The sequence below is a fragment of the Cedecea sp. NFIX57 genome (assembly GCF_900177785.1).
GTDB lineage: Bacteria > Pseudomonadota > Gammaproteobacteria > Enterobacterales > Enterobacteriaceae > Cedecea > Cedecea neteri_C.
Genome location: NZ_FXAS01000022.1, coordinates 17,726 through 44,160, shown reverse-complemented (window position 1 = coordinate 44,160; position 26,435 = coordinate 17,726). Strand labels below are relative to the sequence as shown.

20 protein-coding genes are annotated in these 26,435 nt (G+C 53.7%); 5 read left to right on the top strand and 15 right to left on the bottom strand.

The features are described from left to right. Positions 1 to 62: 62 nt before the first annotated feature. From pncB to B9Y90_RS18075, 4 genes are all read left to right on the top strand, one after another. The gene (pncB, locus tag B9Y90_RS18090) at positions 63 to 1,265 is read left to right on the top strand and encodes a nicotinate phosphoribosyltransferase (RefSeq protein WP_085542111.1); all 1,203 of its coding nucleotides are present in this window, start codon (positions 63 to 65) and stop codon (positions 1,263 to 1,265) included. 177 nt (positions 1,266 to 1,442) lie between these two features. After that, complete coding sequence (asnS, locus tag B9Y90_RS18085; protein ID WP_085542093.1) at positions 1,443 to 2,843, top strand: asparagine--tRNA ligase; 1,401 nt, start codon at positions 1,443 to 1,445, stop codon at positions 2,841 to 2,843. Positions 2,844 to 3,439: 596 nt separating this feature from the next. Beyond that, entirely contained in the window at positions 3,440 to 4,561 is a 1,122-nt protein-coding gene (locus B9Y90_RS18080; protein WP_085542092.1) for a porin, read from the top strand. A 185-nt stretch (positions 4,562 to 4,746) separates the two neighbouring features. Beyond that, positions 4,747 to 5,937 carry an amino acid aminotransferase gene (locus tag B9Y90_RS18075; protein WP_039291536.1) on the top strand — a complete coding sequence of 397 codons (1,191 nt, stop codon included), beginning with the start codon at positions 4,747 to 4,749 and terminating at the stop codon, positions 5,935 to 5,937. A gap of 58 nt (positions 5,938 to 5,995) precedes the next feature. Here B9Y90_RS18075 and B9Y90_RS18070 read toward each other — a convergent pair whose 3' ends face one another. The 7 genes from B9Y90_RS18070 to cmoM all read right to left on the bottom strand — a co-directional run bounded on the left by B9Y90_RS18070 (position 5,996) and on the right by cmoM (position 16,691). Next, positions 5,996 to 6,643 (bottom strand): MBL fold metallo-hydrolase, encoded by a 648-nt coding sequence (locus tag B9Y90_RS18070; protein WP_085542091.1) that lies wholly within the window; start codon positions 6,641 to 6,643, stop codon positions 5,996 to 5,998. A gap of 39 nt (positions 6,644 to 6,682) precedes the next feature. Continuing rightward, the gene (locus B9Y90_RS18065; RefSeq protein ID WP_038474005.1) at positions 6,683 to 7,231 is read right to left on the bottom strand and encodes a peptidoglycan L,D-endopeptidase MepK; all 549 of its coding nucleotides are present in this window, start codon (positions 7,229 to 7,231) and stop codon (positions 6,683 to 6,685) included. 184 nt (positions 7,232 to 7,415) lie between these two features. Then, positions 7,416 to 9,254, bottom strand: a complete 1,839-nt coding sequence (ldtD, locus tag B9Y90_RS18060) for a L,D-transpeptidase (protein WP_085542090.1) — start codon at positions 9,252 to 9,254, stop codon at positions 7,416 to 7,418. A 183-nt stretch (positions 9,255 to 9,437) separates the two neighbouring features. Continuing rightward, positions 9,438 to 13,895 (bottom strand): chromosome partition protein MukB, encoded by a 4,458-nt coding sequence (gene mukB / locus B9Y90_RS18055; protein WP_085542089.1) that lies wholly within the window; start codon positions 13,893 to 13,895, stop codon positions 9,438 to 9,440. After that, entirely contained in the window at positions 13,892 to 14,608 is a 717-nt protein-coding gene (mukE, locus tag B9Y90_RS18050) for a chromosome partition protein MukE (protein ID WP_085542088.1), read from the bottom strand. The genes mukB and mukE overlap by 4 nt, the downstream gene beginning before the upstream one ends. Further along, the gene (gene mukF, locus B9Y90_RS18045) at positions 14,589 to 15,911 is read right to left on the bottom strand and encodes a chromosome partition protein MukF (protein ID WP_039291524.1); all 1,323 of its coding nucleotides are present in this window, start codon (positions 15,909 to 15,911) and stop codon (positions 14,589 to 14,591) included. Before mukF ends, mukE begins: the two co-directional genes overlap by 20 nt. Before the next feature lie 3 nt (positions 15,912 to 15,914). Next, on the bottom strand, positions 15,915 to 16,691 hold the full coding sequence (cmoM, locus tag B9Y90_RS18040) for a tRNA uridine 5-oxyacetic acid(34) methyltransferase CmoM (RefSeq protein ID WP_039301582.1): 777 nt from the start codon (positions 16,689 to 16,691) through the stop codon (positions 15,915 to 15,917). A gap of 132 nt (positions 16,692 to 16,823) precedes the next feature. On the opposite strand from cmoM, the gene elyC reads away from it, so the two are divergent. Then, positions 16,824 to 17,603, top strand: coding sequence for an envelope biogenesis factor ElyC (gene elyC / locus B9Y90_RS18035; protein WP_085542087.1), 780 nt, complete (start codon positions 16,824 to 16,826; stop codon positions 17,601 to 17,603). On the opposite strand, the gene B9Y90_RS18030 is transcribed toward elyC, so the two are convergent. The 8 genes from B9Y90_RS18030 to ihfB form a co-directional block, all read right to left on the bottom strand. Next, positions 17,580 to 18,473 carry a YcbJ family phosphotransferase gene (locus B9Y90_RS18030; RefSeq protein WP_085542086.1) on the bottom strand — a complete coding sequence of 298 codons (894 nt, stop codon included), beginning with the start codon at positions 18,471 to 18,473 and terminating at the stop codon, positions 17,580 to 17,582. The two genes, elyC and B9Y90_RS18030, sit on opposite strands and share 24 nt — an antisense overlap. A 137-nt stretch (positions 18,474 to 18,610) precedes the next feature. Beyond that, positions 18,611 to 19,357, bottom strand: a complete 747-nt coding sequence (gene kdsB / locus B9Y90_RS18025; RefSeq protein WP_085542085.1) for a 3-deoxy-manno-octulosonate cytidylyltransferase — start codon at positions 19,355 to 19,357, stop codon at positions 18,611 to 18,613. Continuing rightward, positions 19,354 to 19,536, bottom strand: coding sequence for a protein YcaR (gene ycaR, locus B9Y90_RS18020; RefSeq protein ID WP_039291513.1), 183 nt, complete (start codon positions 19,534 to 19,536; stop codon positions 19,354 to 19,356). Before ycaR ends, kdsB begins: the two co-directional genes overlap by 4 nt. A gap of 48 nt (positions 19,537 to 19,584) precedes the next feature. After that, a complete protein-coding gene (locus B9Y90_RS18015) occupies positions 19,585 to 20,817 on the bottom strand; it encodes a winged helix-turn-helix domain-containing protein (RefSeq protein WP_085542084.1) in 1,233 nt (410 codons plus the stop codon). Between the two features lie 43 nt (positions 20,818 to 20,860). After that, positions 20,861 to 21,844 (bottom strand): tetraacyldisaccharide 4'-kinase, encoded by a 984-nt coding sequence (gene lpxK / locus B9Y90_RS18010; protein WP_085542083.1) that lies wholly within the window; start codon positions 21,842 to 21,844, stop codon positions 20,861 to 20,863. Beyond that, positions 21,841 to 23,589, bottom strand: coding sequence for a lipid A ABC transporter ATP-binding protein/permease MsbA (msbA, locus tag B9Y90_RS18005; protein WP_039291506.1), 1,749 nt, complete (start codon positions 23,587 to 23,589; stop codon positions 21,841 to 21,843). The genes lpxK and msbA overlap by 4 nt, the downstream gene beginning before the upstream one ends. A gap of 37 nt (positions 23,590 to 23,626) precedes the next feature. Further along, positions 23,627 to 25,894, bottom strand: a complete 2,268-nt coding sequence (locus B9Y90_RS18000; protein ID WP_085542082.1) for a ComEC family protein — start codon at positions 25,892 to 25,894, stop codon at positions 23,627 to 23,629. Positions 25,895 to 26,097: 203 nt separating this feature from the next. Next, positions 26,098 to 26,382: an integration host factor subunit beta gene (ihfB, locus tag B9Y90_RS17995; RefSeq protein ID WP_008461182.1), complete on the bottom strand. Its 285-nt coding sequence runs from the start codon at positions 26,380 to 26,382 to the stop codon at positions 26,098 to 26,100. Between the last annotated feature and the right edge of the window lie 53 nt (positions 26,383 to 26,435).

Below are 26,435 nucleotides of genomic sequence, written 5' to 3'. Positions count from 1 at the left end.
CCCGCGTCTTAATTTGCCCGGACTGATGGAAACGCTCCTGTGAGAGGATGCTGAAACGCGCCATGACACGACACGCTTCCCCGATTTTGCAAACGCTTCTGGATACTGACGCCTATAAGCTTCATATGCAGCAAGCGGTTTATCGCCGCTATTACGACGTAGATGTCGCAGCGGAATTCCGCTGCCGCGGCGACGATCTGCTGGGCATTCATGCCGAGGCTATTCGTGAGCAGGTTGCGGCTATGCAGCACCTGCGCCTTAGCGACGAAGAATTTCACTGGCTTAAAAGCCTGCCCTTTTTCAAAGCCGATTACCTCGACTGGCTGCGTGATTTCCGCTATGACCCTTCCCAGGTTCAGGTGACCAATAATCATGGTCATCTGGATATCCGCCTCAGCGGCCCCTGGCGCGAAGTCATCATGTGGGAAGTTCCCCTGCTGGCGGTAATCAGTGAAGTCGTTCACCAGCATCGCGCCCCCGGCGTGACGCCAAAAATGGCGCTGGATCACCTGGAAAGTAAGCTGCAGGAATTTAACGCGCTGACTGACGGGCTCGATCTTTCACATTTCCGCCTGATGGACTTTGGCACCCGCCGCCGTTTCTCTCGGGAAGTACAGCAGGCCATTGTAGAGCGCCTCAAGCAGGAGCCGTGGTTTATCGGCACCAGCAACTACGATCTGGCTCGCCGCCTCGACCTTACGCCAATGGGCACTCAGGCCCACGAGTGGTTCCAGGCGCATCAGCAGATAAGCCCGGACCTGGCGAACAGTCAACGTGCGGCACTGCAGGCCTGGCTGGACGAATATCCCGATCAGCTCGGGATTGCTCTGACTGACTGCATCACCATGGATGCTTTCCTGCGCGATTTCGGCAAAGAGTTTGCCACGCTCTATCAGGGGCTGCGCCACGATTCAGGTGATCCCGTTGAGTGGGGAGAAAAAGCCATTGCCCACTACCAAAAGCTTGGTATCGATCCGTTAAGCAAAGTGTTGGTGTTTTCCGACAACCTGGATTTAAACAAAGCCGTGGAGCTATATCGCCGCTTCTCATCCCGGGTGAACCTCAGCTTTGGTATCGGCACCCGCCTTACCTGCGACATTCCGCAGGTTAAGCCGCTGAACATCGTGATTAAGCTCGTAGAGTGCAACGGCAAGCCCGTCGCGAAGCTCTCGGACAGCCCGGGAAAAACCATCTGCCACGATAAAGCCTTTGTGCGAGCCTTACGCAAAGCCTTTGACTTACCGTTGGTTAAAAAAGCCAGCTGATTCCGCGATAATCGGTGAATAGCGACCTCGCTATTCACCGCCCTTCTCTCTTTCCTTTATTTCTTCATAAGTAACGCGAATTCTGCTTGTCTGATGGCGCGCGACAGGTAACATAGATAACCCCCATCTGTGGGTTACTATTTTTTTTGTCATTGACCATTTAATAGAGAGAAAACTATGAGCGTTGTGCCTGTAGCCGACGTACTCCAGGGCCGTGCCGCCGTTGACAGCGAAGTCACCGTGCGCGGGTGGGTACGTACTCGAAGAGATTCAAAAGCTGGTATCTCCTTCCTCGCCGTCTACGACGGTTCCTGCTTTGATCCTGTACAGGCCGTCATTAATAATTCTCTGCCCAATTACAATGAAGACGTTCTGCGCCTGACCACCGGCTGCTCCGTGATTGTTACCGGCGTGGTCGTCGAGTCTCAGGGCCAGGGCCAGGCTTTCGAACTTCAGGCCACCAAAGTGGAAGTGACCGGCTGGGTTGACGATCCGGATACCTATCCGATGGCGGCCAAACGTCATAGCATCGAATACCTCCGCGAAGTCGCTCACCTGCGCCCGCGTACCAACATGATTGGTGCCGTAGCGCGCGTGCGTCACACGCTGGCTCAGGCTCTGCATCGCTTCTTCCACGAAAATGGTTATTTCTGGGTATCTACCCCGCTGATCACCGCTTCCGATACCGAAGGCGCCGGCGAGATGTTCCGCGTTTCAACGCTGGATCTGGAAAACCTGCCTCGCACCGCAGAAGGCAAAGTCGATTTTGATAAAGACTTCTTCGGTAAAGAAGCCTTCCTGACCGTTTCCGGCCAGCTTAACGGCGAAACCTATGCGAGCGCGCTGTCCAAGGTTTATACCTTCGGGCCAACCTTCCGTGCAGAAAACTCCAACACCAGCCGCCACCTGGCGGAGTTCTGGATGCTGGAGCCAGAAGTGGCCTTTGCCGATCTGGACGACGTTGCCGGCCTGGCCGAAGCGATGCTCAAGTACGTCTTTAAAGCCGTCCTGGAAGAACGCATGGACGACATGAAGTTCTTTGCCGAGCGCGTGGACAAAGAGGCCATTGAGCGCCTGGAATGCTTCATCTCTGCAGACTTTGCCCAGGTGAACTACACCGATGCGGTGGAGATCTTGCTGAACTGTGGGCATAAGTTCGAAAACCCGGTTTATTGGGGTGTCGATCTCTCCTCCGAGCACGAACGTTACCTGGCCGAGCAGCACTTCAAGGCACCAGTGGTAGTGAAAAACTACCCGAAAGACATCAAAGCTTTCTATATGCGCCTTAACGAAGACGGTAAAACCGTTGCCGCTATGGACGTTCTGGCTCCGGGCATCGGTGAAATCATCGGTGGTTCCCAGCGTGAAGAGCGCCTGGATGTGCTGGACGCGCGTATGGCTGAAATGGGTCTGAATAAAGAAGATTACTGGTGGTACCGCGACCTGCGCCGCTACGGCACCGTGCCACATTCCGGTTTCGGCCTGGGCTTTGAGCGTCTGATTGCCTATGTCACCGGCGTTCAGAACGTGCGTGATGTTATTCCGTTCCCACGTACGCCGCGTAACGCAAGCTTCTAAGTTAAAGAAAACAAAAGGCCAGCTTCCGCTGGCCTTTTTTACGTATCAGGACAAAAGGTCTATTTTCTTCAACGCTTATTAAACAAACGTCAATTTCAACCCTCATTCCCAACTGCCCCGTTACCAACTATTTCTGTCTCACACTCTTTAACAAAAATTGCGCTTAAGTTTGCTAGCACTTCTAAATAGTGATTGGCATAGCATAATTGCTCACTTCTCACACAGACGTCTGGCCATCCAAAAATAAGTCAAAAAATGAACAATTGTGAACGAAAAATATTCACTTCATAACTTTATGCAAATTAAACATAAGTAATTCATATATATATGCTTAGAAAACACACATTCGAGTTGCACTGAGAGTGAAATTTGAAATGGTTCACAAAGTTCCCTAAAATTAATATTTAGTTACACATATTTTCTTTTTGAAACTCAGTTTAGACATTTGTAGCACTTTCAGGCTAGCGAAACGGTTTCATGGATGGAAAGATGCCTGACAGATACAGAAAGACACCAAACTATCATCAATAGTTCCGTAAAGAATTATTGACGGCAGTGGCAGGTGTCCATAAAAACCACAATGAGGGTAATAAATAATGATGAAGCGCAATATTCTGGCAGTGGTAATCCCTGCTCTGCTGGTAGCCGGTGCAGCTAACGCTGCAGAAATCTACAACAAAAACGGCAACAAACTGGATCTGTACGGTAAAGTTGTTGGTGAGCGTGACTTCACCACCACCGGTGATAAAGGCAATACCGACGTCAACTACGGCCAGATCGGCTTTAAAGGCGAAACTCAGATCAACAGCGATCTGACCGGTTATGGCCAGTGGGAATATCGTGCTCGTGCAAACGGCGGCGAAGGCAACCAGACTAACTCTACCCGTCTGGCATTCGCAGGCTTGAAAATCGCTAACGGTGGTTCCATCGACTACGGCCGTAACTACGGTATCGTTTACGATGTTGAATCCTATACCGATATGGCACCATCATGGTCTGGCGAAACTTGGGGCGGCGGCTATGTAGATAACTACATGACCAGCCGTGCTAACGGTCTGCTGACCTACCGCAACAGCGGTTTCTTCGGTCTGGTTGACGGTCTGAACGTCGGTATTCAGTACCAGGCCAAAAATGAGAATGCAAACCCAGCCCAATCAAACGGCGACGGCGTAGGCTACTCTCTGGGCTATGACTTCGGTGCTGGCTTCTCTGCAATTGGTGCATACAGCAACTCCAACCGCACCACCAAGCAGAAATTAGACGACAACGGCAATAAAGCTGAAGCGTGGGCTCTGGGTACCAAGTACGACGCGAACAACGTTTACCTGGCCGCGGTTTATGCAGAAACGCGTAACATGAGCCGTCTGAGCAACAACGTTTATAACAGCCCAGAAAAGGCTGACAACCCGAACTACTTCAGCGTAGCGAAGAAGACTCAGAACTTTGAAGTTATCGCTCAGTACCAGTTCGACTTCGGCCTGCGTCCATCCCTGGCATACGTTCAGTCCAAAGGCAAAAAGCTGGCTAGCGTAGACGGCGGCAACGCTGATCTGGCTAAATACATCGAAGCTGGTGCGACTTACTACTTCAACAAAAACTTCAACGTTTACTTTGACTACCGCTTCAACCTGCTGAGCGACAGCGAAGCAGCTAAAACTGACGGCGGTTGGGTTGGTTCTGACGACCAGGCAGCAGTTGGCGTGACCTACCAGTTCTAATTTCAGCCATTTGTTTGTCTGAAATGTTTAAAAACAGGGCTTCGGCCCTGTTTTTTTATGGCAAAAAAGTAGAATAAATCCGATGTTATCGCTAACCGTCTCTTTTTGTCGCAAACGGTTGGCAATTCGTAAAACAGCAGTTAACCTGAAAGCGATTTCCCCCGATATCACTAATGGAACCCGTCATGTTTGAGAACATTACCGCTGCCCCTGCCGATCCTATTCTTGGTCTGGCCGACCTGTTTCGCGCCGACGACCGTCCAACCAAAATTAACCTCGGCATCGGGGTCTATAAGGACGAGACAGGTAAGACCCCTGTCCTGACCAGCGTGAAGAAAGCAGAGCTTTATTTGCTGGAAAATGAGACCACCAAAAACTATCTGGGCATTGATGGTATTCCAGAGTTTGGCCGCTGCACACAAGAGCTGCTGTTCGGCAAAAGCAACGCGCTTATCTCTGACAAACGCGCGCGTACGGCACAAACCCCAGGCGGGACCGGTGCGCTGCGCGTCGCCGCTGATTTCCTGGCGAAAAACACCTCGGCAAAACGCGTCTGGGTAAGTAATCCAAGCTGGCCTAACCACAAAAGCGTGTTTAACTCCGCGGGCCTGGAAGTGAAAGAGTACGCCTATTACGATGCGGAAAATCACAGCCTGGACTTTGATGGCCTGGTGGCCAGCCTGCAGGCGGCGGAAGCCGGTGATGTAGTGCTGTTCCACGGCTGCTGCCATAACCCAACCGGGATCGATCCTACCGCTGAACAGTGGAAAACGCTGGCGGAGATGTCGCTGGCCAAAGGCTGGCTGCCGCTGTTTGACTTTGCTTACCAGGGCTTTGCTCGTGGTCTGGAAGAAGATGCCGAAGGCCTACGTATTTTCGCAGCCGGTCACAAAGAACTGCTGGTGGCCAGCTCCTACTCCAAGAACTTCGGTTTGTACAACGAGCGCGTGGGTGCTTTCACGCTGGTTGCCGCCGATGCCGACACCGCTGACCGTTCATTCAGCCAGGTGAAATCGGTTATTCGCGCCAACTACTCCAACCCGCCAGCGCACGGTGCCTCCGTTGTGGCCACTATTCTGAGCAACGACGCACTGCGTACCATGTGGGAACAAGAGCTGACCGATATGCGCCAGCGCATTCACCGCATGCGTCAGCTGTTTGTGAATACCCTGCAGGAAAAAGGCGCCAACCGCGACTTTAGCTTCATCATTAATCAGAACGGGATGTTCTCGTTCAGCGGCCTGACCAAAGAACAGGTGCTGCGCCTGCGTGAAGAGTTTGGCGTTTACGCCGTCGCATCTGGCCGCGTTAACGTGGCGGGCATGACGCCGGATAACATGGCGCCGCTGTGCGAAGCCATCGTTGCCGTGCTGTAACAGCCATGCATAGCAAAAGAGCCGCATAAGCGGCTCTTTTTTTTACTGAAAATCCGTTTTACCAGACCGGCTGCTCGTCCTGCAGAAACGGATTATGCAGGCGCTCGTAACCCAGCGTAGACATTGGACCATGACCGGGGATAAAGGTCACATCATCCCCCAGCGGCAACAGCTTACGTTTGATCGAATTAATCAACGCCGCGTGATCGCCGCGCGGGAAATCACTGCGCCCCACTCCGCCTTTAAAGATGACATCTCCCGAGACCAGCAAACGAGAGGCCGCATCGAAGAAAACGATATGGCCGGGCGTATGCCCCGGACAATGCAACACCTGTAAAGTTACATTCCCTACGGAGACACATTCCCCTTCATTTAGCCAGCGGTCCGGCGTCAAAGGCTTACACTCGTCGAGGCCAAACATTCGGCTTTGCTGCGGCAGTCCCTGCAGCCAGAACTCATCTTCTTTTTCCGGTCCCACAACAGGCACGCCATAATGTGCCGCCAGCTCAGCCGCCGCGCCGACGTGATCGAGATGACCATGCGTCAGCAGGATTTGGCTAATCTGCACGCCTTTCTGCGCCACCTCTTGCTTAATGCGTGCCGCGTCACCGCCGGGATCCACCAGCGCCGCCTGCTGCGTTTCCTCGCACCAAATAAGAGAACAGTTCTGGGCAAAAGCCGTGACCGGAATAATGTGATAGTTCATGCTGCTCCATTACCGACAACAAAGCCGGATTCCGTTGTTTTACCAGTGCCTTACCGGCCCGGTATCAATATGCACAAAGTCGCTGCTGGGGTAGTATCCTACACCACCTGCCCGCATAGATAATGCTGCTTTGCGAATATTGCTTAACGAAACGCCTTCAATGTGGAAATCCATCGCCTGGCCTTTGGTGTGGTAGCTTTTTTTCGCCACACCGCGGCTGTGAGCACGAAGTTCATTGTTGGTGTCAATGGAACGGTAACCGGAAATCAGCTGGACCGGTTTGTTAGTCCCCAAAAGCCCCTGCAGGCGATAGAGTTGGTCGAACAGAGAAGGATCGATGGATTTAATCTTGTTCGCCCGGTAGTCCCGGAAGAAATGATTAAGTCTTGCTAATTCATCCTGAATATAGCCTCTGCCATCAAAAAACTCAGCTTTCAGTGACTCTCCAGTATGCAGGTTATTGAGAGTCAAAATACGCGGGCGTGGTGTCGAGAGGGTGGCAAACGACGGCAAAGGCATGAGAGCGGCACCGAAAGCCACGCCCCCCAAAGCCAGTAGCTTGCGGCGATTAGCGTCAAATTTGTCCATGATATCCAGGTCTACAGGTAATAAAATGATGGTTTAATATGCACTTTTGCGCACAGCCATCGCACCATAACTGCCCGAATCCGGGGAGTCAAGGCACGATAAAACCCAGCAACGGCGGGCCCTGTAGAGGGCCCGGCTGAGTTTTACATTTTCTACGACCACTAATTCATTAGAAATGTTGCGTTTAGCGGATTAATAACCCGGCTTTTGCGAGGTTTTGTGCGCCAGATCGCGCGGTGAGATCATAATTGTAAATATCTGTACGAAACTCGGTGCGGCCATCTTTTCCGACAAAAGCGGTCAAATAGTAGAGGTTAACCGGAATGTTATGGCGGATATTGACGTATTTGGTATTACCTTCCTGCAACGTGCTGGATATCCGGGAATCATTCCACCCGGCATCCTGGAGGAGCATATTTGCAAGTTCGGACGCCTTATTGACGCGCACACAACCTGAACTCAGCGCCCTTGCATCCTTCTGGAAGAGGTTATGATTTGGCGTGTCGTGCAGGTAGATGGCGTCAGAACTCGGCATATTAAACTTATAGCGCCCAAGCGAGTTCTGCGTGCCGGGCTTCTGCTGGAAGCGGAACGGCAGATTATTCTCGGTGATCGTCGACCAGTCTACGCGCCACGGATCGATCATCTCGGCATTGTTGCTCCAGCCGCGGATCACGCTATAGCCGTGCTGCTCGAGGTAACCCGGATTCTGCCGAACCTTTGGCAAAATATCTTTGCGCGCCAGCGTCGGCGGCACGTTCCACGGCGGGTTAACCACGACATTGTTCAGCGCGCTGCTCATCATCGGGGTTTTACGATCCGGCCGCCCAACGATAACGCGAGACGCCAGCGCTTCATTACCGTTAAGGTAATACACCAGCGAATAGTTAGGGATGTTCACCATAATGCCGGTCTCAAGTTTGTCCGGCAGCAGGCGTAAACGCTGAATATTCAATGCAACAAGCGCCGCACGCTGCTGAGGCGTGACGTTAAGCCAGTCGCGCGTCAGTTGGCCAATCGCGCCATCCGAGCCAAGCCCTTGCCATTGCTGGAAGCGTTTAACGCCATCCACCAGATCGCGGCTGTAAACGCCGCGGGCTGCAGCCTGAGATTTCTTCTTGCCAGCCTGAGGAGATGCTTCTTCGACGTCAATCGCGGACGGACTTACGGTGACATCAGCCACGCTGGTCACCCCCGATGACTTGTCCTGGAGCATGCCGGTTCGGGCAAGAATTTCTCTCAGCGCCCCCACGTCGTTGCTCCACTGCCCCGGCCTCAACGTCTCTTTGCCAGCCATCTGCGGCCACGGACGGGTGTCAGCCAGCAGATGAATCAGCGACTGATGCAGCTGGGCGTACTGCGGATGCTGAGGCGCAAGGCTGTCGATAAAGTTCACCAGAGAACCCTGATCAACGGCCACCTGCCACTGGTTAATCACCGACAAAGGCGGCGTTTTTAACTTGTAAGGCGTACTGCTATAAAGCCAGCGATTGCCGTCGATCGGGATCCCTGAAACGAACTGCAGGTAGCCCATCATGGCGTCAGAAAGCACCACATCGCGCGCCATACCGGTCACTGCTGGGTCGGTCAACAGCTCAACCCACTGGTTAAACTGCGGCTGTATTCCGGCAATGGCCACTTCCGCCAGCTGTTGCTGAAAGGCTTTAACCGCATCGCGGTTTTCCCACATCGGCTTCATATCACGCGCGGCATAGAAGGCCGACAGGGCGTTGAGATAAACCGGCGTGTATCCTGCAGGCAGGCCCGCAATAAGCTGCGACCGGCTTTGTGCCGCCGACATCGTGGAGGTGTTTGTTGGCAAAGTCCCGGCCATCGTGGCCGTCGCCGTAGACTGTGCCAAAGGCTGATTGAGTTCCGTGGGCCGATCGGTCTGGAAAGCAGAACTGTCGGAGGGAACGACGGCAGGCTCGTCGGCCTGGGCCACAAACAGCGGAGCGAAACTGAGCGCCAGGCAGTAACCGACTGCCGACAATCGAAAATCTTTAACTTTTCTAAGCAACATCCCTTGCCCCCTGTTTTTTTACTGTGCTCACCGTCAAAGGCGGGAAGTATTCACCACTAGTATATAAACAGTAAAAACCATTTGCCTGACAAAATGTAAAGAAAATTAAAGATTAAGACTGTTCGCGACAAAGAAAAAGCGGGCCGTAGCCCGCTTGGTAATTTCGCATCCCGTCTCGGTGGTTTACGAGGCGTCCGCCGTTTCCGAACCTTGCTGCGGCTCTGGCAGCGCCGGGGCCGCAAAGCCACGCAGGCCAACAACGTGAACGTGCTCGCTGTTCTGGAAGACCTTACGCACCAGCTTATAGGTGGTCCCTTTTTCCGGGCTGATGTTTTCTGGTGCCGCAATAATTAATTGCATTTCCAGGCGTTCACACAGCTCAAACAGCGTGGCGATGGACTTGGCATCCAGTCGCGCTGCTTCGTCAAGGAACAGCAGGCGACAAGGGGAAATGTCTTTCCCACGCAGGCGCTGCGATTCATCTTCCCAGCTCTGAACAACCATCACCAGGATAGACATCCCGGTACCGATAGCTTCCCCGGTGGATAGCGCCCCACTCTCTGCACGCAACCAGCCGTCCGAACCACGGTTTACCTCAACTTCCATTTCCAGGTAGTTACGATAATCCAACAGCTCTTCGCCGATGGTCTGCGGCGTGCGCTGACCCATGTCGATTTGCGGGTTCAGACGCTGATAAAGCTTCGCCAGTGCTTCTGAGAAGGTCAGGCGATTGCTGTTAAACAGATCCTGATGCTGCTCGTGCTGCTCGGAAAGTACGTTCAACAGCGTCGCGTGAGCCTCACGCACGTTGACATTCAGACGAACGCTCTTCACCTGACCGAAGGAGACGCTTTGCAGGCCCTGGTTGAGCATGCGAATACGGTTCTGCTCGCGCTGAATCGTCTTGCGAATGATGTTCGCCACGCTGCGGGAGCTGATCGCCAGCTTCTGCTCGCGTGACGTCAGCTCTTCTGTCAGGCGGCCCAGCTCAATTTCCATCTGCTCGATGGCCTCAACCGGATCGTCAGTACGGATGATGTCCTGGCGAATACGCTCGCGCAGATGCTGATAAACCGCGACGAAGAACTGAATCTTACGTTCAGGGCGTTTCGGATCTTCCGACAGACGCAGCACATCGCGCAGATGTTCATTGTCGGCCACAGCCAGGCGCAGCGCACCCAGCGCCTTATCCGACATGGAGCGCAGATCGTCCCCGGAAAGATAAGCCAGTTCGCGACGATGTAGACGACGCTCGACGCCGTTGTCTTTCACCATACGCATTACAGCGCACCAGCCTGCTTTCGCCGTCACGACCTGTTCGCGCATTTCAAAGTAATTACGCTCCAGCTGCTTCAGTTTGCGGGTCAGGTTGTTCATCTCCGCTTCACAGTAAGTCAGCTGTTTCTCAAGCTGATTACGGCGCGAGCGGTTGTTGCTGAGCGCGGTATGCAGCTCATCGCGACGCGCACGCGCTCTTTCCTCTGCACCGGTATCCGCGCGAACCCCGATATCCTGCAGCTCTTTATGCAGATCGGTCAGCAGCTCTTTCTTGGTATCAAACGAGCTTTTCAGCGACGCCATCAGCTGGCTGTACTGGCCTAACTGCTGAGCATGCTGACGCAGGGCTTCACGGGAACGCGTCCGCTCTATTTCAGCCTGTTCCAGACGCTGACGCAGTTTCTCATTCAGGTCGCTATTGCCGTCCAGCATGGCGGCAGAATCGCTATAGCTGAAGTGGGCGCGACGCTGCACGACTTCGGTCAGCGCAAACGCGCGCTGACGGGCATCACGCTGTATTTGCTGCGCATGAGCATAGTCGTCTTTGAGCTGTTCAAACTGTTCAGGGTCGCTCTGCAGCACGTTGGCAACGCCTTCCAGCTTGATCAACTGGTTGCCGTGCTGGTGAATAAAGCGGGCTGATTCTTCGGCTTCATCCAGGCGCTCCTGGATTTCATCGCAGCGATCGGCCAGCGTTTCGTCATTCAGCAGGCTAATGCGCGGCAGCAGGCGGTTAAGCTGGGCCACGCCCTCTTTCGCCTGCTCAAACTGCTGGCGCTGCTGTTGATTGTCATTTTCGTGGTTATTGATCGCCCGTTCAATCTCGCCGCGACGACTATTGAGGTGGCGAATTTCCGCCTCAGGATCGTCTTCAAAGGCTACGCCCAGGTGCTGGCCGATAAAGCGGCTAAACGATTGGTGCAGGCGCTGGTTTTTCTGCACATCGAAAGAAAGCGTCGCGAAGCGCTCGGCCAGTGACTCGCGTTCGTTATGCAGGGCTTCAAGGCGGTTTTCACGCGCGGCGCGGCCAAACAGCGGCAGCTCTGGCAAACGTGAATAGCGCCACTGGCGTTCAGCGGTTTTGACGAGCACTGCCGTACCCATCTCTTCAACGGTGAAGACGCTGTCATCGAACGAAGACGGGTCCCCTTCAATCAGGTACAGGTCTTCAGGGCAATCGTCCAGATTCTCCAGCTGCTCACGCACCAGAGAAAGATCCGGCACCACAATGGCATGGCGGGACGGGCCGTACAGCGCGGAGAAGTACGGAGCGTCTTCAAGGCCGATGTCGTCATAAATTTCAGACAGCAGCACACCGCCAAAACGCTCGGCCAGCGCGTTGAGGCGCGGGTCTTCGGCACCGCCAGGCTGGCTGAGACGTTCGATTTCGTCATCTACGGCACGCTTACGCGCCCCGACTTCGTCACGCTCAACGGTGGATTCGCGCTCGCGCTCCAGCAGTTGCTGCATGTACTCAGTCACCTGCTGGCTGGCTTCGAACTGCTCCCCGCTCTGCTCGCACAGCTGAGTCAGGCTGGTTTGCGCCGCAATCCATCTTGGCGCGCGCAGGTTCAGCGTTTTGATGCTGGCCTGAATCTGTTCCAGCTCCTGACGCAGCGCCATACGCTGCTCGCTTGCATCAGAAACGGTTTGCTGCAGCGCGCCGATTCGCTCTTCCAGCTCCTCATGCAGCGCTTCGAGCTCTTCCGGATCGAACTGTTTGCCCTGGCGTTTACAGAAGTCAGCGAGCAAACGCTCAGCTTCCTGCTGTTCGCGCAGGCGTTGTTCCAGCTCGTTGAGACGCATACGCAGCGGCTGGACCTGTTCGGCCAGATGGCGCTGGTTGCTGCTGTCGCGCAGTAATTCACGCGCGGTGTCCCAGGCTTCGCTGCGACTCACCGGGCCACTGATCGCCGTCACCAGCTGGTAAGCATGTTCGAACTGGCTATGTGCCGCCTGAGCGACGCTCATTTTCTGCTCGAGCGACAATAGCTTGTCGGTTGCCTCGATCTCTTTCGCTTTGAAAGTGTCCAGCCATTCATCGGCGCTGTCTGCGGTTAAATCCGGCAGGTGGCAAAGCTCTCGAGCGCGCTCCAGCGCCTGTAGCGCCTGCTGATACTGAATCGCGCGGGTCTGCTGCACGTCCAGCGCCTGCTGGTAATCGGCAAGCTGACTTTTCAGCTCATCCACTTCCAGCTCGGCAGCTTCGGCCCGGGCCTCATTTTCTTCCTGTTGTTCGTGCGCTTCAGCAACGATCTCATTTTGCTCTTCAAGACGAATTTGCAGCTCGTCGAGGTCCGCTTCGTAGCGCTCGATCTTTTCCTGCTGGCGAATCGCCGTTTGCACCAGGTTCAGATGATCGCTTGCGGCCTGGTAATCCGTTTCCAGATCGCCTTCCGCACCGCTGTGCTCGCCCAGCTCGCGCGCCATATCAACGTGCTTATATTGTTCGGCGGCCAGTTGTTGCCGGCTGATAAGCAGCTCGCGACGAAATTCCAGCGCTTTATCCAGGTGGATACGGCGTTCGTTGGCGTGACGCATATAGTCCGCCGCCACGTAGTCAGTCGCTTCCGAGATTAAGTGCTTAAACAAATCACGGTCGGACTGGGTGACGCGAATCGCTTCCAGCGTCATGCGGTTTTCACGCAGCGCTGCTTCCATATCCTGGAAGGCTTTACGCACGCCGCCGTTTTCAGGCAGCAGGTAATCACGCAGGGAACGGGTAATCGCGCTGGAGATACCGCCGTACAGCGAGGCTTCAATCAGGCGATAGTATTTGCTACGGTCTGCGGCGCTGCGCAGACGACGAGCCACAATACCCAGATCGAACATCAACGAGTGGTAGTCGGTGATGGAGTTGAACTGCTTGAACTGTACGCCTTCAATGGCTTCAACTTTATCTTTCAGTTCCTGCAGGCTGAGTACGCGAGCCTGACGCTCGTTCAGCGTTTCAGTCAGTAACTGCGTCGGCTGAATAGAGGTCGGCAAGCCCTGAATAGCAAACGGTTTAATATCGACTTTACGGTCGCGCCCGGCGACCTGCTGCAGGCGAACCCCCACCACAACGCGCTGATGGCGCGAGTTGATGACGTCCAGCGTGGAGTAACACACACCCGCTTTCAGCTTACCGTGAAGACCTTTATCGCGAGAGCCTGAGGTAGCACCAGCCTCTGTGGTATTACGGAAGTGCAGCAGGGTTAAATCCGGGATAAGCGCCGTGACGAAAGCCGCCATGGTGGTGGATTTACCCGCCCCGTTACCGCCGGAAAGCGTAGTGACGAGTTCGTCGAGATCGAAGGTGCGTGCGAAGAAACCGTTCCAGTTAACCAGCGTCAGCGAGCGAAATTTTCCGCGTTCAATCATTCCTGTTCATCCTCCGCGTTATCCAGTCCTGGTTGCGATTCATCGCTCTCATCATTGAGCTGCAGGCGGCTTTCGACCGCCATGGCTTCACCGTCGCGAATCATGCGCAGCTGAGCTTCGCGCGGGTCATCGCTGGTACGCACATCAGCACCGAAGCGGAAGACTGATTCTGTGATGCGGAATTTGCTGCTGTCGTGCCCCATAAACCAGATCATGCCGAGGCGGCGCAGGCGCGTCAGTGAAGCACGCACTTTCTCCTGCAGCTTTTGGCGGTCAAGGTCGGACCCGGTGGAGCGGTTGTTCACCAGCTTCAGCAACTTGTTTTCATCCGCTAGCGTTAGCAGCTCGTCGTAAAGTTCCTGCTGGGTGAAGATCCCTTCGTTGGCCAGTCGTTCCGGGCTGAGATAGAGGTAGCACAGGATTTTTCCCACCATCATATCCAGCTCGGAAAGCACTGAGCGCGGGATTAGCGTAGTGGAACGTGGACGCAGATAGAAAAATCCTTCCGGCGCACGAATCAGCTCAACGTTATAACGCGCGTAAAACTCTTCCAGATATTCCTGGAAATCCATCAAAAAGGCGTGGTTGTCCAGTTCCTCGAGGCCAATATGGCGCCCGGCGCGCAGCTGGCTGTCGAGCGCAGGAAAAAGAGGGTTGGCCAGCGCCTGTGCCAGTTTAACCGGCATCACTTGTTCAATATTTGTTGATGACATGCGCCTGTACCTTGGCTCCGTAATCGTTAATGGTTTGCCACTTGGCAGGCAATCCTGTGAAATCCGCTTCCGCTACGCCCAGACGTACCGCCTGGTCTACAACAATACGCGCCACGTCGAAGTGACGCGCGCGCGGGTATTGCACGAGGTAGTCACGTACCACAACGCCCAAATCAAGAGGAGCTTGTTGGGTTTTGTAGACCTGCAGCGCCGCTTCAATCAGCGCCGCCAGCTGTTCGCGAATTTCGTTAAATTCTTCAAACTCGAGCTCACTTGGCAACTCACCGGTGACCTCTTCATCCCGCAGCGCCATCTCTTCGTCACGCATATCCAGCAGGCGATCGGCGCTGGAGTAGGTCAGTGCCCATGGCGCATCGAAGTAGCTTTGCACCGACTGACGCAGACGCTGAGCAAAGACACGGTTTTTATCCATATCGATAGCGGTACGGATAAATTTATGCACGTGGCGGTCGTAGCCAATCCACAGGTCAATAGCCTGCTGGCCCCAGCTGATAATGCGATCGAGTTTGCTTTGCAGGTCGAACACCAGGCGGTCTACAAAGTGAAGATCGTCGCGGCCCAGCGTTGAATCCTGAACGCGCAGCAGGTTGGCCTGCAGCTTATCCCCCGCGGCTTCGAGCGTATCCTGCAGTTCACGTAGCGTGCCAGATGTCTCTGACAGCAGCAGCTCACAGCTTGAAATCGCCGCTCGCCAGTCTTTGTTCAGCAGTTGGGCAATGTCATCTTTTACCTGCTGCTGCTGCTCATCCATGATGCGCTGGGTGAGATCGATACTGTCGAAAATCTCCGCCACGGAATACTTCAGCGGCGCATAAACATTGCGATGCCAGTGGAACTCATCGCCACCTTCATCGGCCGCATCAGCTGCGCGCTTAAGTTCGCCCGCAACAATAGAAAGCTGCATAGACAGACGCAGCGTGGAAAACTCACGCTGGCGAATGTAGTAGTCAGTGATGCCAATCCCCAGAGGCGTCAGGCGATAAATGGCATTGCCTTCGGTTAGCTCACTTACAAAGCGATTTAGCAAACGCTGACGAACCATATCATTGATGGCGTTGTTAGCGCGCACGTTGATGGTTTCGCTCGTTTGCTCAAAACCATCGCTGACGTGACGAAAAGCATCAATCAGCTCTCCCTCGCTCAGCTCGCCATCAAGACGCTCGCCGTTTAAGGTGGCCACGGCCAGCAAAAACGTCAGGCGCTCCGTAGGTAGCGAGATCGAAAAATCATTTTTCCTGGCCCAGGCAACCAGTTCAGGCACTGTCTGGGAAAAATCACTCATAATTTATCCTTGGCTCTGCGGCTTAAACGCGGTTACGTGAATATAGCGGCCGAGACTGATAAACGGCTCCTGCCGACAATAACGCGTCTCCAGCGTCAGCAAATCGTCAAAACCATCTCGTTGTTTGTGTTTATCTCGCAGGTAATCGTGAAACACCCGCACGCCGGTTTTACCGGTAATTTGCCAGCCAATTTGCTCCAGCCAGTGGTAAACCTGTTCTGGCTGCAGCGGATTGTCGGGCGAAAGGGTTTTGCGCTTATTTTTTTTCATCCCCTGCAGTACATATTCGAAGTTTCCGACAAACATGTTTCGCATCAGCAGGCCGTTTGCATTGTAGAACATTAGCGACAAAGTGCCGCCGGGACGCAAACAATCCCAAAGCGCTTTTAGCACGGCCTGAGGATCGGTGACCCATTCAAGCACAGCATGAAACAATATCAGATCAACCGGGCTTTCCAAATGTTGAGCCATATCCTGAGCGGCAGATTGTACAAAATGCATGTTGTCGCTCACACCTTTCTCCTGAGCGAGCATTTTTGCACGTGCAATCATTTCGGCGGATACATCACAAAGCACGACTTCGTGACCCCGTTCAGCAAAACGGGTAGCCGTTTGCCCCTCCCCACCACCGGCATCCAACACCTTTAGGGTTGCGGGCTGTGTTGCCAGGAAAGCATCCAGATCCTGCCAGAGAATCGCCTGCCGCAACTGGCCTTTGGTTGTGCCATAGATATTGTGCGAAAACTTCTCGGCAATATCGTCAAAATTGCGGTCACCCATGGGTACAGCTCCGTGGCAAAAGAGGTCATCTGACAAAACCGCTATTTTGGCACAGGCGGGGCGAGAATGAACCCATCTGGTGTAATATCACGGGGGTTTACCTGCTGGATGGTTAAAAAGGATCCGAATTTCATGCTTTTTATACTGAAAAAAATCATTGGTGGTCTGCTGCTTCCCCTACCATTCCTGCTGTTAACCATGGGCGTGGCTCTGGCACTGCTGTGGTTTACCCGCTGGCAAAAAACAGCCAAAGGGTTACTCACGGCCAGTTGGCTGGTGCTTTTTCTGATTAGCCTGCAGCCCGTCGCGGACTGGATGCTAAAGCCTATCGAGGACACTTACGCCACTCGTCAGCACGGCGACAACGCTCGCTACATCGTTGTGCTGGGGGGCGGTTATACCTGGAACCCGGACTGGGCCCCCAGCTCAAATCTGATCGATAACAGTTTACCTCGGCTCGCCGAAGCGATTCGTCTGAAACAGCTCAATCCGGGGGCAAAACTTATCTTTACCGGAGCCAGAGCAATGACAAACTCCGTCAGTACCGCGGAAGCGGGCGCCAGGGTTGCGGAAAGCCTCGGCGTTGCCAGAGACGACATCATTACGCTGGACTCGCCAAAAGACACAGAAGAGGAGGCACATGCCGTCGCGAAGCTGATAGGCCAGCAGCCGTTTATTCTGGTGACGTCAGCTTCACACCTGCCACGGGCGATGATCTTCTTTACCCGGGCCGGGCTGAATCCTCTTCCCGCCCCGGCTAATCAGTTGGCGATAACCTCTCCGCTAAACCCGTGGGAAAAGGCTATCCCCGACCCGGTGTGGCTGATGCACAGCGAGCGCGTGGGCTATGAAACCCTCGGGCGCCTGTGGCAGTGGCTGAAGGGTCCTTCAGGAGAGCCAGGGCAGCAATGACTTAGAGGCATTGTCAAAAACCGGCCTGTTCAAGCGGCCGGTTTGCAGCAACTGCGCAATCTCATCCCACAGCACATATAGCCAGCGCCGCCAGAGGAAAGATTCGGCGACCGGAGCACGCTGTAAATAATGCCAAAGTAGACTTTCGGCCTGGCCGGGCTCAGCCAGACGAAACAGCTCATATTCTCGCGGTGCCCAAAGCATAACCCCGGGGTTAACCATTGCCAGCAATTGATCGCTTCGGGAATCCTTTAGCATACTGCGAAGGGAAAAATTGCCGTGGATAAGCACGCAGTTATCGCTGAAGTCTTCAAACATACGCGGCAAACATTCGCGAGTGCGGAACAAAATGCGTTTGTCCTGCATTGTTAACCCGGTGTTCTGGTACTGGTTGAGCGTAGTCCAGAGCACTTCAACCCGCTGCCGGTACCAATGCGGCCAGATATTTTCCTGAGTGCTGTCGACGTTCCCCACACAGCCGCTGCTATCCACTCGATGCCAGGCCAGCAGCCCCTCAACAATCTGGTCTTTGAGCTGCTCCCAGCGGTTTGGGGTGCGGGTCGGCGCTTCACCGGGAACCCCTCGCAGGCGCTCCATTAGCAAAACGTCCGGGCCTGGATGTTCTTCATGAGTCAGCACGCCGTAGACCACCGGCATGCGGACTGTGCCTGAACGCGCCAGCATCGACATTTTCCAAGCCAACTGCGTCGCCAGGCCCGGCGAGGTAAAGCTTTTTGCAAGCAGCGGCATCGCATGACCGCCGCTGTCATAGAGCGACCAAAGCGCCGTTTCCGCATGTTCGCTGATGCACTCAATACGGCTTAATTTCTCACCCAGCAGGTGACTTAGCTCCTTACGCAGCAATTCCATACCGATTTCCCCTGGTAATACTGTTGATTTAATAATGAGCGCACCAGGCGAAGTTGTCACCACTCCAGATCAATTGGGTTTCAGAAAAAGAAAAACCGGCCTGGTTAGCCGGTTTTATTCTTCACGCTGCAGGTGAATTAACGCATTGCGAGACGGACGCGTTCAAGATCTTCCGGGGTGTCCACACCGATACTTGGGATGGCTTTCGCCACGGCAACGTGAATTTTTTCGCCGTTCCACAAGACGCGAAGCTGCTCAAGCATTTCGATTTGCTCGAGCTGGCTCGGTGCCCAGCTGACGTAGCGGCGGATGAAGCCAGCACGATAGCCATAGATGCCGATATGGCGTAGGAAGGTATCGCCAATCTCTTCACGTGAAGTGGCAAAACGCTCACGATCCCACGGAATAGTGGCGCGAGAGAAATAGAGCGCATAGCCCTGCGCATCCATAACCACTTTTACCGCATTCGGATTAAACGCTTCTTCCGCAGATTCAATGGGAACTGCGAGGGTCGCCATGCCGGCTTTACTGTTCGCAACGTTGTTAGCAACCTGCTGAATAATCACCGGTGGGATCATTGGCTCATCGCCCTGTACGTTCACGATTACCGTGTCGTCACTGAAACCACATTTCTCAATCACTTCCGCCAGGCGTTCGGTACCGGACTGATGATCGGGGCTGGTCAGGCAAACTTCTCCACCCGCAGCTTCAACGACGCGCGCAACTTCCGGGTGATCGGTCGCGACGATGATACGTTCAGCGCCGGATTCACGTGCACGATCCAGCACATGCAGAACCATTGCTTTGCCGTTAATCTCTTTTAAAGGCTTGCCCGGCAGACGCGTAGACGCATATCGGGCTGGAATAATGGCGACAAAACTCATGGATTGGTCTCGTCTGAAGTCAGCGTACGGGCTTCACTTTCCAGCAGAACCGGAATACCGTCACGCAGCGGGAAGGCCAGGCCATCAGGCTTGCAGATAAGCTCTTGCTTTTCCTGGTTATAGTAGAGCTTGCCGTTACAAACCGGGCAGGCAATGATTTCAAGTAAACGACTTTCCATAATTACTCCAGATGAGTGCCATCAACGGCACCAGAATAGCATAAATGACTAGCCAGCCGGGGCCATTTCCCAACCATCGCCCCAGTTTTCTCTTAGTTCAGCAGGCAAAATACCCAGGGTAAGATGCGTGGCGGATTGCCAGCGAGCAAATTCTGTCAATGCGCCACGAAGCCCTTCCTGCAAAGCCTCGGTGACTTTTACACCCTCTTCCAGATGGAGGCTTATCACCTCCAGTTGCCCCAGCTTGCGATGCATTTTTGCATCTATCCTGCCAACGAGAGTCCCTTTGTGCAGTAGTGGCAAAACAAAATAACCATAGCGGCGCTTTTCCGCCGGGGTATAACATTCCAGCCGATAGGAAAAGTTAAACAACACTTCTGCTCTGCGGCGATCCCAAACGACCGGGTCAAAAGGTGAGAGCACAGCGCTGTGGGTCGCGTTAAGCTGATTTTGTTGCGCTTTTTCAAGCAGCGGGAGCAGCGAATGATGCAACAGCATATCGCCCAGTTTATCGACCTGGACGCGAATGACGTTCCCCGATGAAAGCCAGCTTTCTATCAGGGGTTTTAACGCAATGTTTTTCAGTCGGTAGTAATCAGCGAGCCATTCTGGACGAAAGATCCCCAGGCTACGGGCGCTGTTTTCCAACATGAGTAGCTCAGCCTCGGGCTGCTCAATCAGATGCTGGGCATCGTTCCACTGCGGCATAACGCGATGGGTTAAATCATATACTCGTTGGAAATTACGCCGCTCCGTCACCATCACCTGCCCGGCGGTAAATAACCCCTCAAGATGTTTTTTCTGTGGCTTCCATTCCCACCAACCGCTCGCGCCTTTGCGTGGATGCTCAAAATCAGCGGAGCGGACGGGGCCATTGTCTTTGATATAAGCGAGCAGCTGGCCGATATCTTCCGCATGCTCCTTCATCCATTCAGGCCGATATTTCCAGCCCATGTTTTCAGGGCTCAGCATCCGGTGGCGAATGAGCGCAAAATCTTTTTTCGGCAAAAAACAAGCTTCATGTGCCCAGTATTCGATAAGCTCTCCGCTCGCCAGGGCACCGTCAAGCCAGCCGGATTCATATTGCCCAAGGCGACTGAACAAGACCAGGTAAGGGCTGCGGGCAACAATATTAATGGTGTCAATTTGCAGCAACGACATGCGGGATATCGCGTCGGTGACGTCAGAGGGACGTGCACGACGGCGAGGTTTTTGAAGTAACCCCTGGGCTGCAAGGTGAAGATTTCGGGCTGCTCGTAATGAAAGTTGTGAAACGGCCATGGCACACCTGTAATCAACGAACGAATAACCGGTGCCGCAGAGATTAACGCACCAGCGCCAGTAATTGCTTGAGGAGCGTTTCCGCGAGAGGTGAATCGAGCTGCGCATCTACAGGCAGATACCACCAGTTTGTGTGGCCCCCAGCAAACGCACGGCATTTTACGGCATCTTTTTCCGTCATTAGTACGACTTGTTCCGCCGTCGCGATAGCTGACATGTCCTGCTCGCTAATGGCCTGATGATCGGCCAGTGCAACAGTTTTCACCGGCACAATACCGCACTGCTCCAGCGTGGCAAAGAAACGCGGTGGATGACCAATCCCGGCCATTGCCACAACGTCAGTAAAATCTGTTACCGGGCGACGTTCACCCGTGAGTACGTTAATGGCGAGACCTGGCTTCAGGCGCATGGCGATTTCGCCAGCCTGAGGGTCCCCACCGTTTACGATGACCGCGTCCACGCTGCGTAGACGCCCCGCTCTTTCGCGCATTGGCCCGGCAGGCAACCACCAGCCATTACCGAATCGGCGGGCACCATCAATAACAACAATTTCTTTATCACGCGCCAGGGCGTAATGCTGCAGGCCATCATCGGTAATAATGATTTGCGGAGCTTCAGCCGCGATGAGGGCTTTTACAGCCTCGCTGCGTTTTGGGGCAACGGCAACGGGGGCTCCGGTACGTTGAAAAATAAGTACCGGTTCGTCTCCTGCTTCCGAGGGCGTGGTTTTTGCGTCAAGCAGCAAAGGATAAGCAGCGGCTTTCCCGCCGTAGCCCCGGGACACAACGCCAACTCGCACACCGCGCTGCTGGAGCTGCTCCACAAGCCAGATAACAACAGGCGTTTTCCCGTTTCCCCCCGCCGTCAGGTTTCCAACCACCACCACAGGCACAGGGGCACGCCATGTGGCACGCAGACCAAGACGGTAAGACAGGCGAATAACGCCGCTCACCAGGCCATAAAGCCAGGAAAGCGGCAACAGCAGCAGGTAGAGAGGTGATTTTCCCGACCAGATACGCTCTATCATTCGCCGAATTGCATCTTATGTAGCTGGGCATAGACGCCGCGATGGGCCAGCAGCTCCAGGTGAGGCCCGCGCTCGACGATGCGGCCATCTTCTACCACCACGATTTCATCGGCCTGCTCAATCGTCGACAGACGGTGAGCAATCACCAGTGATGTACGGTTTTTTTGCAGTTCATCCAAAGCGGATTGAATAGCACGCTCTGATTCCGTGTCGAGCGCAGAAGTTGCCTCATCCAGAACCAGGATTGGGCTGTCACGCAGCAGTGCACGAGCAATGGCTATACGCTGACGCTGGCCGCCGGAGAGAAGCACACCATTCTCACCGATCATGGTATCCAACCCGTTGTCCATTTTGCTGATGAAGTCCATCGCATAGGCCATACGCGCGGCCTTTTCGATATCCTCACGGGAATACTCGCCGGTACGAGCGTAGGCAATATTATTCGCTACGGTATCGTTAAAGAGATGAACATTTTGGGACACCAGCCCCACCTGATTGCGCAGAGATGCAAGGGTGTATTCACGTACATCATGCCCGTCAATGAGGATTTCACCTTCCTGCTGCTCGTAGAAACGCGTGATCAGACTGGCAATAGTCGATTTACCCGAACCTGAGCGCCCTACCAGCGCAACGGTTTTTCCGGCAGGAATGGTCAGATTGATGTTACGCAGAGCAGGAACATCACGGCCTGGATAGGTGAAGGTCACGTTGCGGAATTCAACATCACCCTTAGAACGTTCGATAACGAGCTTGCCCTCGTCCTTTTCCTGCTCCGAGTCAAGGATAGAGAACAACGTTTGGCATGCTGCCATCCCGCGCTGGAATTGAGCGTTGACGTTAGTCAGTGACTTAAGCGGACGCATTAGCGCAATCATCGAGGAGAACACCACGGTAATGGTACCGGCAGTCAGGGTTTCCATAACGCTTGGGAAGCTGGCGGCATAAAGCACAAAGGCCAACGCCAGGGAAGCAATGAGCTGAATAATCGGATCGGAGATAGAAGAGGCTGAAACCAGCTTCATCCCCTGATTACGCATGCGGTTACTGACCTTGTCAAAACGATCGGTCTCTACCTGCTGGCCACCGAAAATAAGCACTTCTTTGTGCCCTTTCAGCATCTGCTCTGCGCTGGTCGTCACCTGCCCCATGGTGTTCTGCATGTTTTTGCTGATATTACGGAAGCGCTTAGAAACAAAGCGAATAGCAAAAGACACAATGGGTGCTAACACAATCAGGATCACTGAAAGCTGCCAGCTGTACCAGAACATCAGTACAAACAGGCCAATAATTGATGCCCCTTCACGAACAACGGTGATCAGTGCGCCAGAGGAAGAGGAGGCAACCTGCTCCGAGTCATAGGTAATACGGGAGAGTAACGTTCCGGTAGACTGCTGGTCGAAAAATGAAACCGGCATCCCCATCATGTGGCTGAACAGGCGACGGCGCATGTTCATGACCACCATGCCAGACACCCATGAAATACAGTAGCTTGAAACATAACTGGTCACGCCGCGCAGTAGCATCAACGCAATCACCGCCAGAGGCATCCATAGCAGTACAGAAGAGTCCGTTTTACCAAAACCATCATCCAGTAATGGTTTAAGCAGCGAAAGCATATAGGTATCACTCGCCGCATTAAGGATTAACGCTATCCCAGCCACAATCAGACCCGTTCTAAAGGGGGAAATCATCGGCCAGAGCCGGCGGAAAGTCTGCCATGTGGAGAGATCTTTATCGTTCTGCATTAAGTCGAACCAGCCTTTTATGAAATAGCCGCATATTCTACCCATTATCTCGGGTGACGCCAAACCACTGATGATACCAACGGGGCAATATTTGTTCTCTGAAGCCAGAGATTTGCCATTTATCACCCTTTATTTCAATTGTCAGCTGCCCTGATTGAGCCGTGTCATGCCACTGATAACCGTATTTTCGGTAACGATTGATAATTGTTGAAGACGGTAAACGCCAGGCGTTGAACCTGGAAGCAGAAGCCAACGCCACGCTGCCTGAAATGGCTCTCAGTAAAGGGCCGCTGGACGACGTGCGGCTCCCGTGATGAGGTACCTGCAAGATATTGGCTTCTAGCGTTTGCCACCGTTTTCTCAGCATAGCCAATTCTGCATTTGCCTCCAGGTCCCCCGTAAGCAAAAGGCTGAATCCTCCGTGACTAACTTTAACCACACAAGAGCGATTGTTGCTGCTCCCCTCATACTCTTCGGGTGGCCACAGCACATCGAATTGAATCTCTTGCCATGCCCATTGTTGACCACGAAAGCAAGGCTCATGTCCCTCCCAGCGCAAAGGGCTACGAATATTTAAGGCAGGCCACTGCTGCTTAAGACTTTTCAATCCGCCGATATGATCAAGGTGCTCATGGCTAATAATGACGTGCTCTGGCAGAAGGTTTCGCCATTTTAACCAGGGAATAATCACGGTTTTAGCCGCGTCTCCCCCAGGCCATGCGTTGCCCGTGTCGTAGAGTAACGCTTTCCCTTCACGCTCAATCACCATGGCAAGCCCATGTCCCACATCAAGCATATGGACGGCCCAGCTATTGGCCCCCGGCTTACGCCAAAAGGGAAGCGTCATCATAAGCAACACTGCCGCAGCCGTAGCGGAAGAGCTTCGCCAAAAACCGAATCGCCATATCACTATGGCCCACCAGGCAATGAACGCCAGAAATTGATAACGGCGATCGAGTTCTTTCCACCCTTCCGGCAACCCAGCCAATAACCCGAATACCCCCCCAAGTGATTTATCGGCCAGTGCCCAAAGCACCTCGCCAGTGACAGGGACTTCTCCGAACGCCATGCCGGCTAAAATTAGGGGTACGCTAACGAAGGTAATCCACGGCACAGCGAAGAGATTAGCGGCCAACGAAGTCAAACTGATGCCATGAAAGAGGACCACCTGCAGTGGGATAAGCAGTAACGTGATTCCAATTTGCAAATAAAGCAGATCGGCAAAAGGCCGGAACCAACGATTTACCGTCATACGTGGCAGCGGCACCCACTGGTACCAAAAAATAAGCCCACAGACCGCAAGCGCGGAAAGCCAAAGACTTTCAGACAAAATCGTCATCGGTTCACTAAACACGATGCCCGCGACACAACACAACAACACATCCCAGGATGACCACTTTCTGCCGCTCAAACGTAGTATTGCCCAAATGCCCATCCCAACCTGGGTTCTGACCGCTGGCGGATTCATCCCCGATAGCCAGGTGTAAAAGAGCGCAACGCTAAAGCTCATCAATAAAGGGAAACGAAACCCTATCATCGAGGCGGGTAGACAAAATTGCACAGCCCGGGCGAACAGCCAGCCAATCCCACCGGCTAACGCAATATGCAGTCCAGAAATAGCCATCAGATGCGCTGTGCCGGTGTCACGCATGATTTTTTTGACGTCTGCGCTGACATCTATTCGCTCCCCAAAACCCAGCGCGATAAGCACTCCCTGCCATGGGAGATGTGCAGTGGCATGTTGAGCTTGCTGGAGCCATTTGCCTCTAATATTGCAGCTATCTGATAGTAAGTTTGCCTTCAATACTCTGCCACTAAACGGCAGCATCTGCGAAAGTGCATAGCGCTGCCCGTCAAAAATACCCTCATTAAGACGCCCATGCACCGGGCGAAGACGTAGCGTCATTAACCACGTTTGCCCTTCACAAACGGGCTCTGGCAATACGCTGTTTTGCAACACAACACCTGGAGCAGGAAACAGGTAACGATCATCCCGTTTGACTATTCGCAGCTCATGCCGTTTTTCGCCATCACTTCTCATAATTTTCACCTGCACGGTCAGCGGTTTCTCCCCGAATTCAGAGAACATATCCAGCATTTGCCGCGCACTCAGCAGGTTCCAGATTAATAACAAAAGACACAACACCAGATAACGGATCCAGGCGGTACGGCCTAAAATGCTTGCCAGTACCAGCGTAGCCGCCAGAAGTAGCAAAATACTCTTTTGCTCCGGGATAACGGGCAACCATAGCAATGGAAAAGCGCTAATCAGAACGGCGCCAGCAACGGCAGGAATAGAAAACACATCCACCTCCTTGGTGCAGGAAGTGTGCGGGAATCTTGAGATTAAATCAGAAAGTGATCGGGGAAATACGTGATGGGATGGGGTGCACTGAGCCTGACTTCACAATGTTGCGTTAGCCTGCGGGAAGGCGCTCGCAAAAATAGTAAAATCAGTAAAAAAAATGGCACCTCATTTGAGATGCCATTTTTGCTAACTCTAAGGAATTAGCCGTAAATATTGGCGCGGTCACGCAACTCTTTGCCTGGCTTAAAGTGTGGAACGTATTTGCCTTCCAGATCCACTTTGTCGCCGGTTTTTGGGTTACGTCCGGTGCGAGGAGCGCGATAGTGTAAGGAGAAACTGCCGAAACCCCGGATTTCAATACGTTCACCCTCGGCGAGCGTAGAGGCCATATGCTCCAGCATTTCCTTCACCGCATCTTCTACTGCTTTCGCAGGGATGTGAGATTGCTGGGTTGCAAGTCTTTCAATCAATTCTGACTTGGTCATGATTCCTCCGGTTTCCTTTCAGGAAAATTAGCTTACAGCTATCAATCGAACAA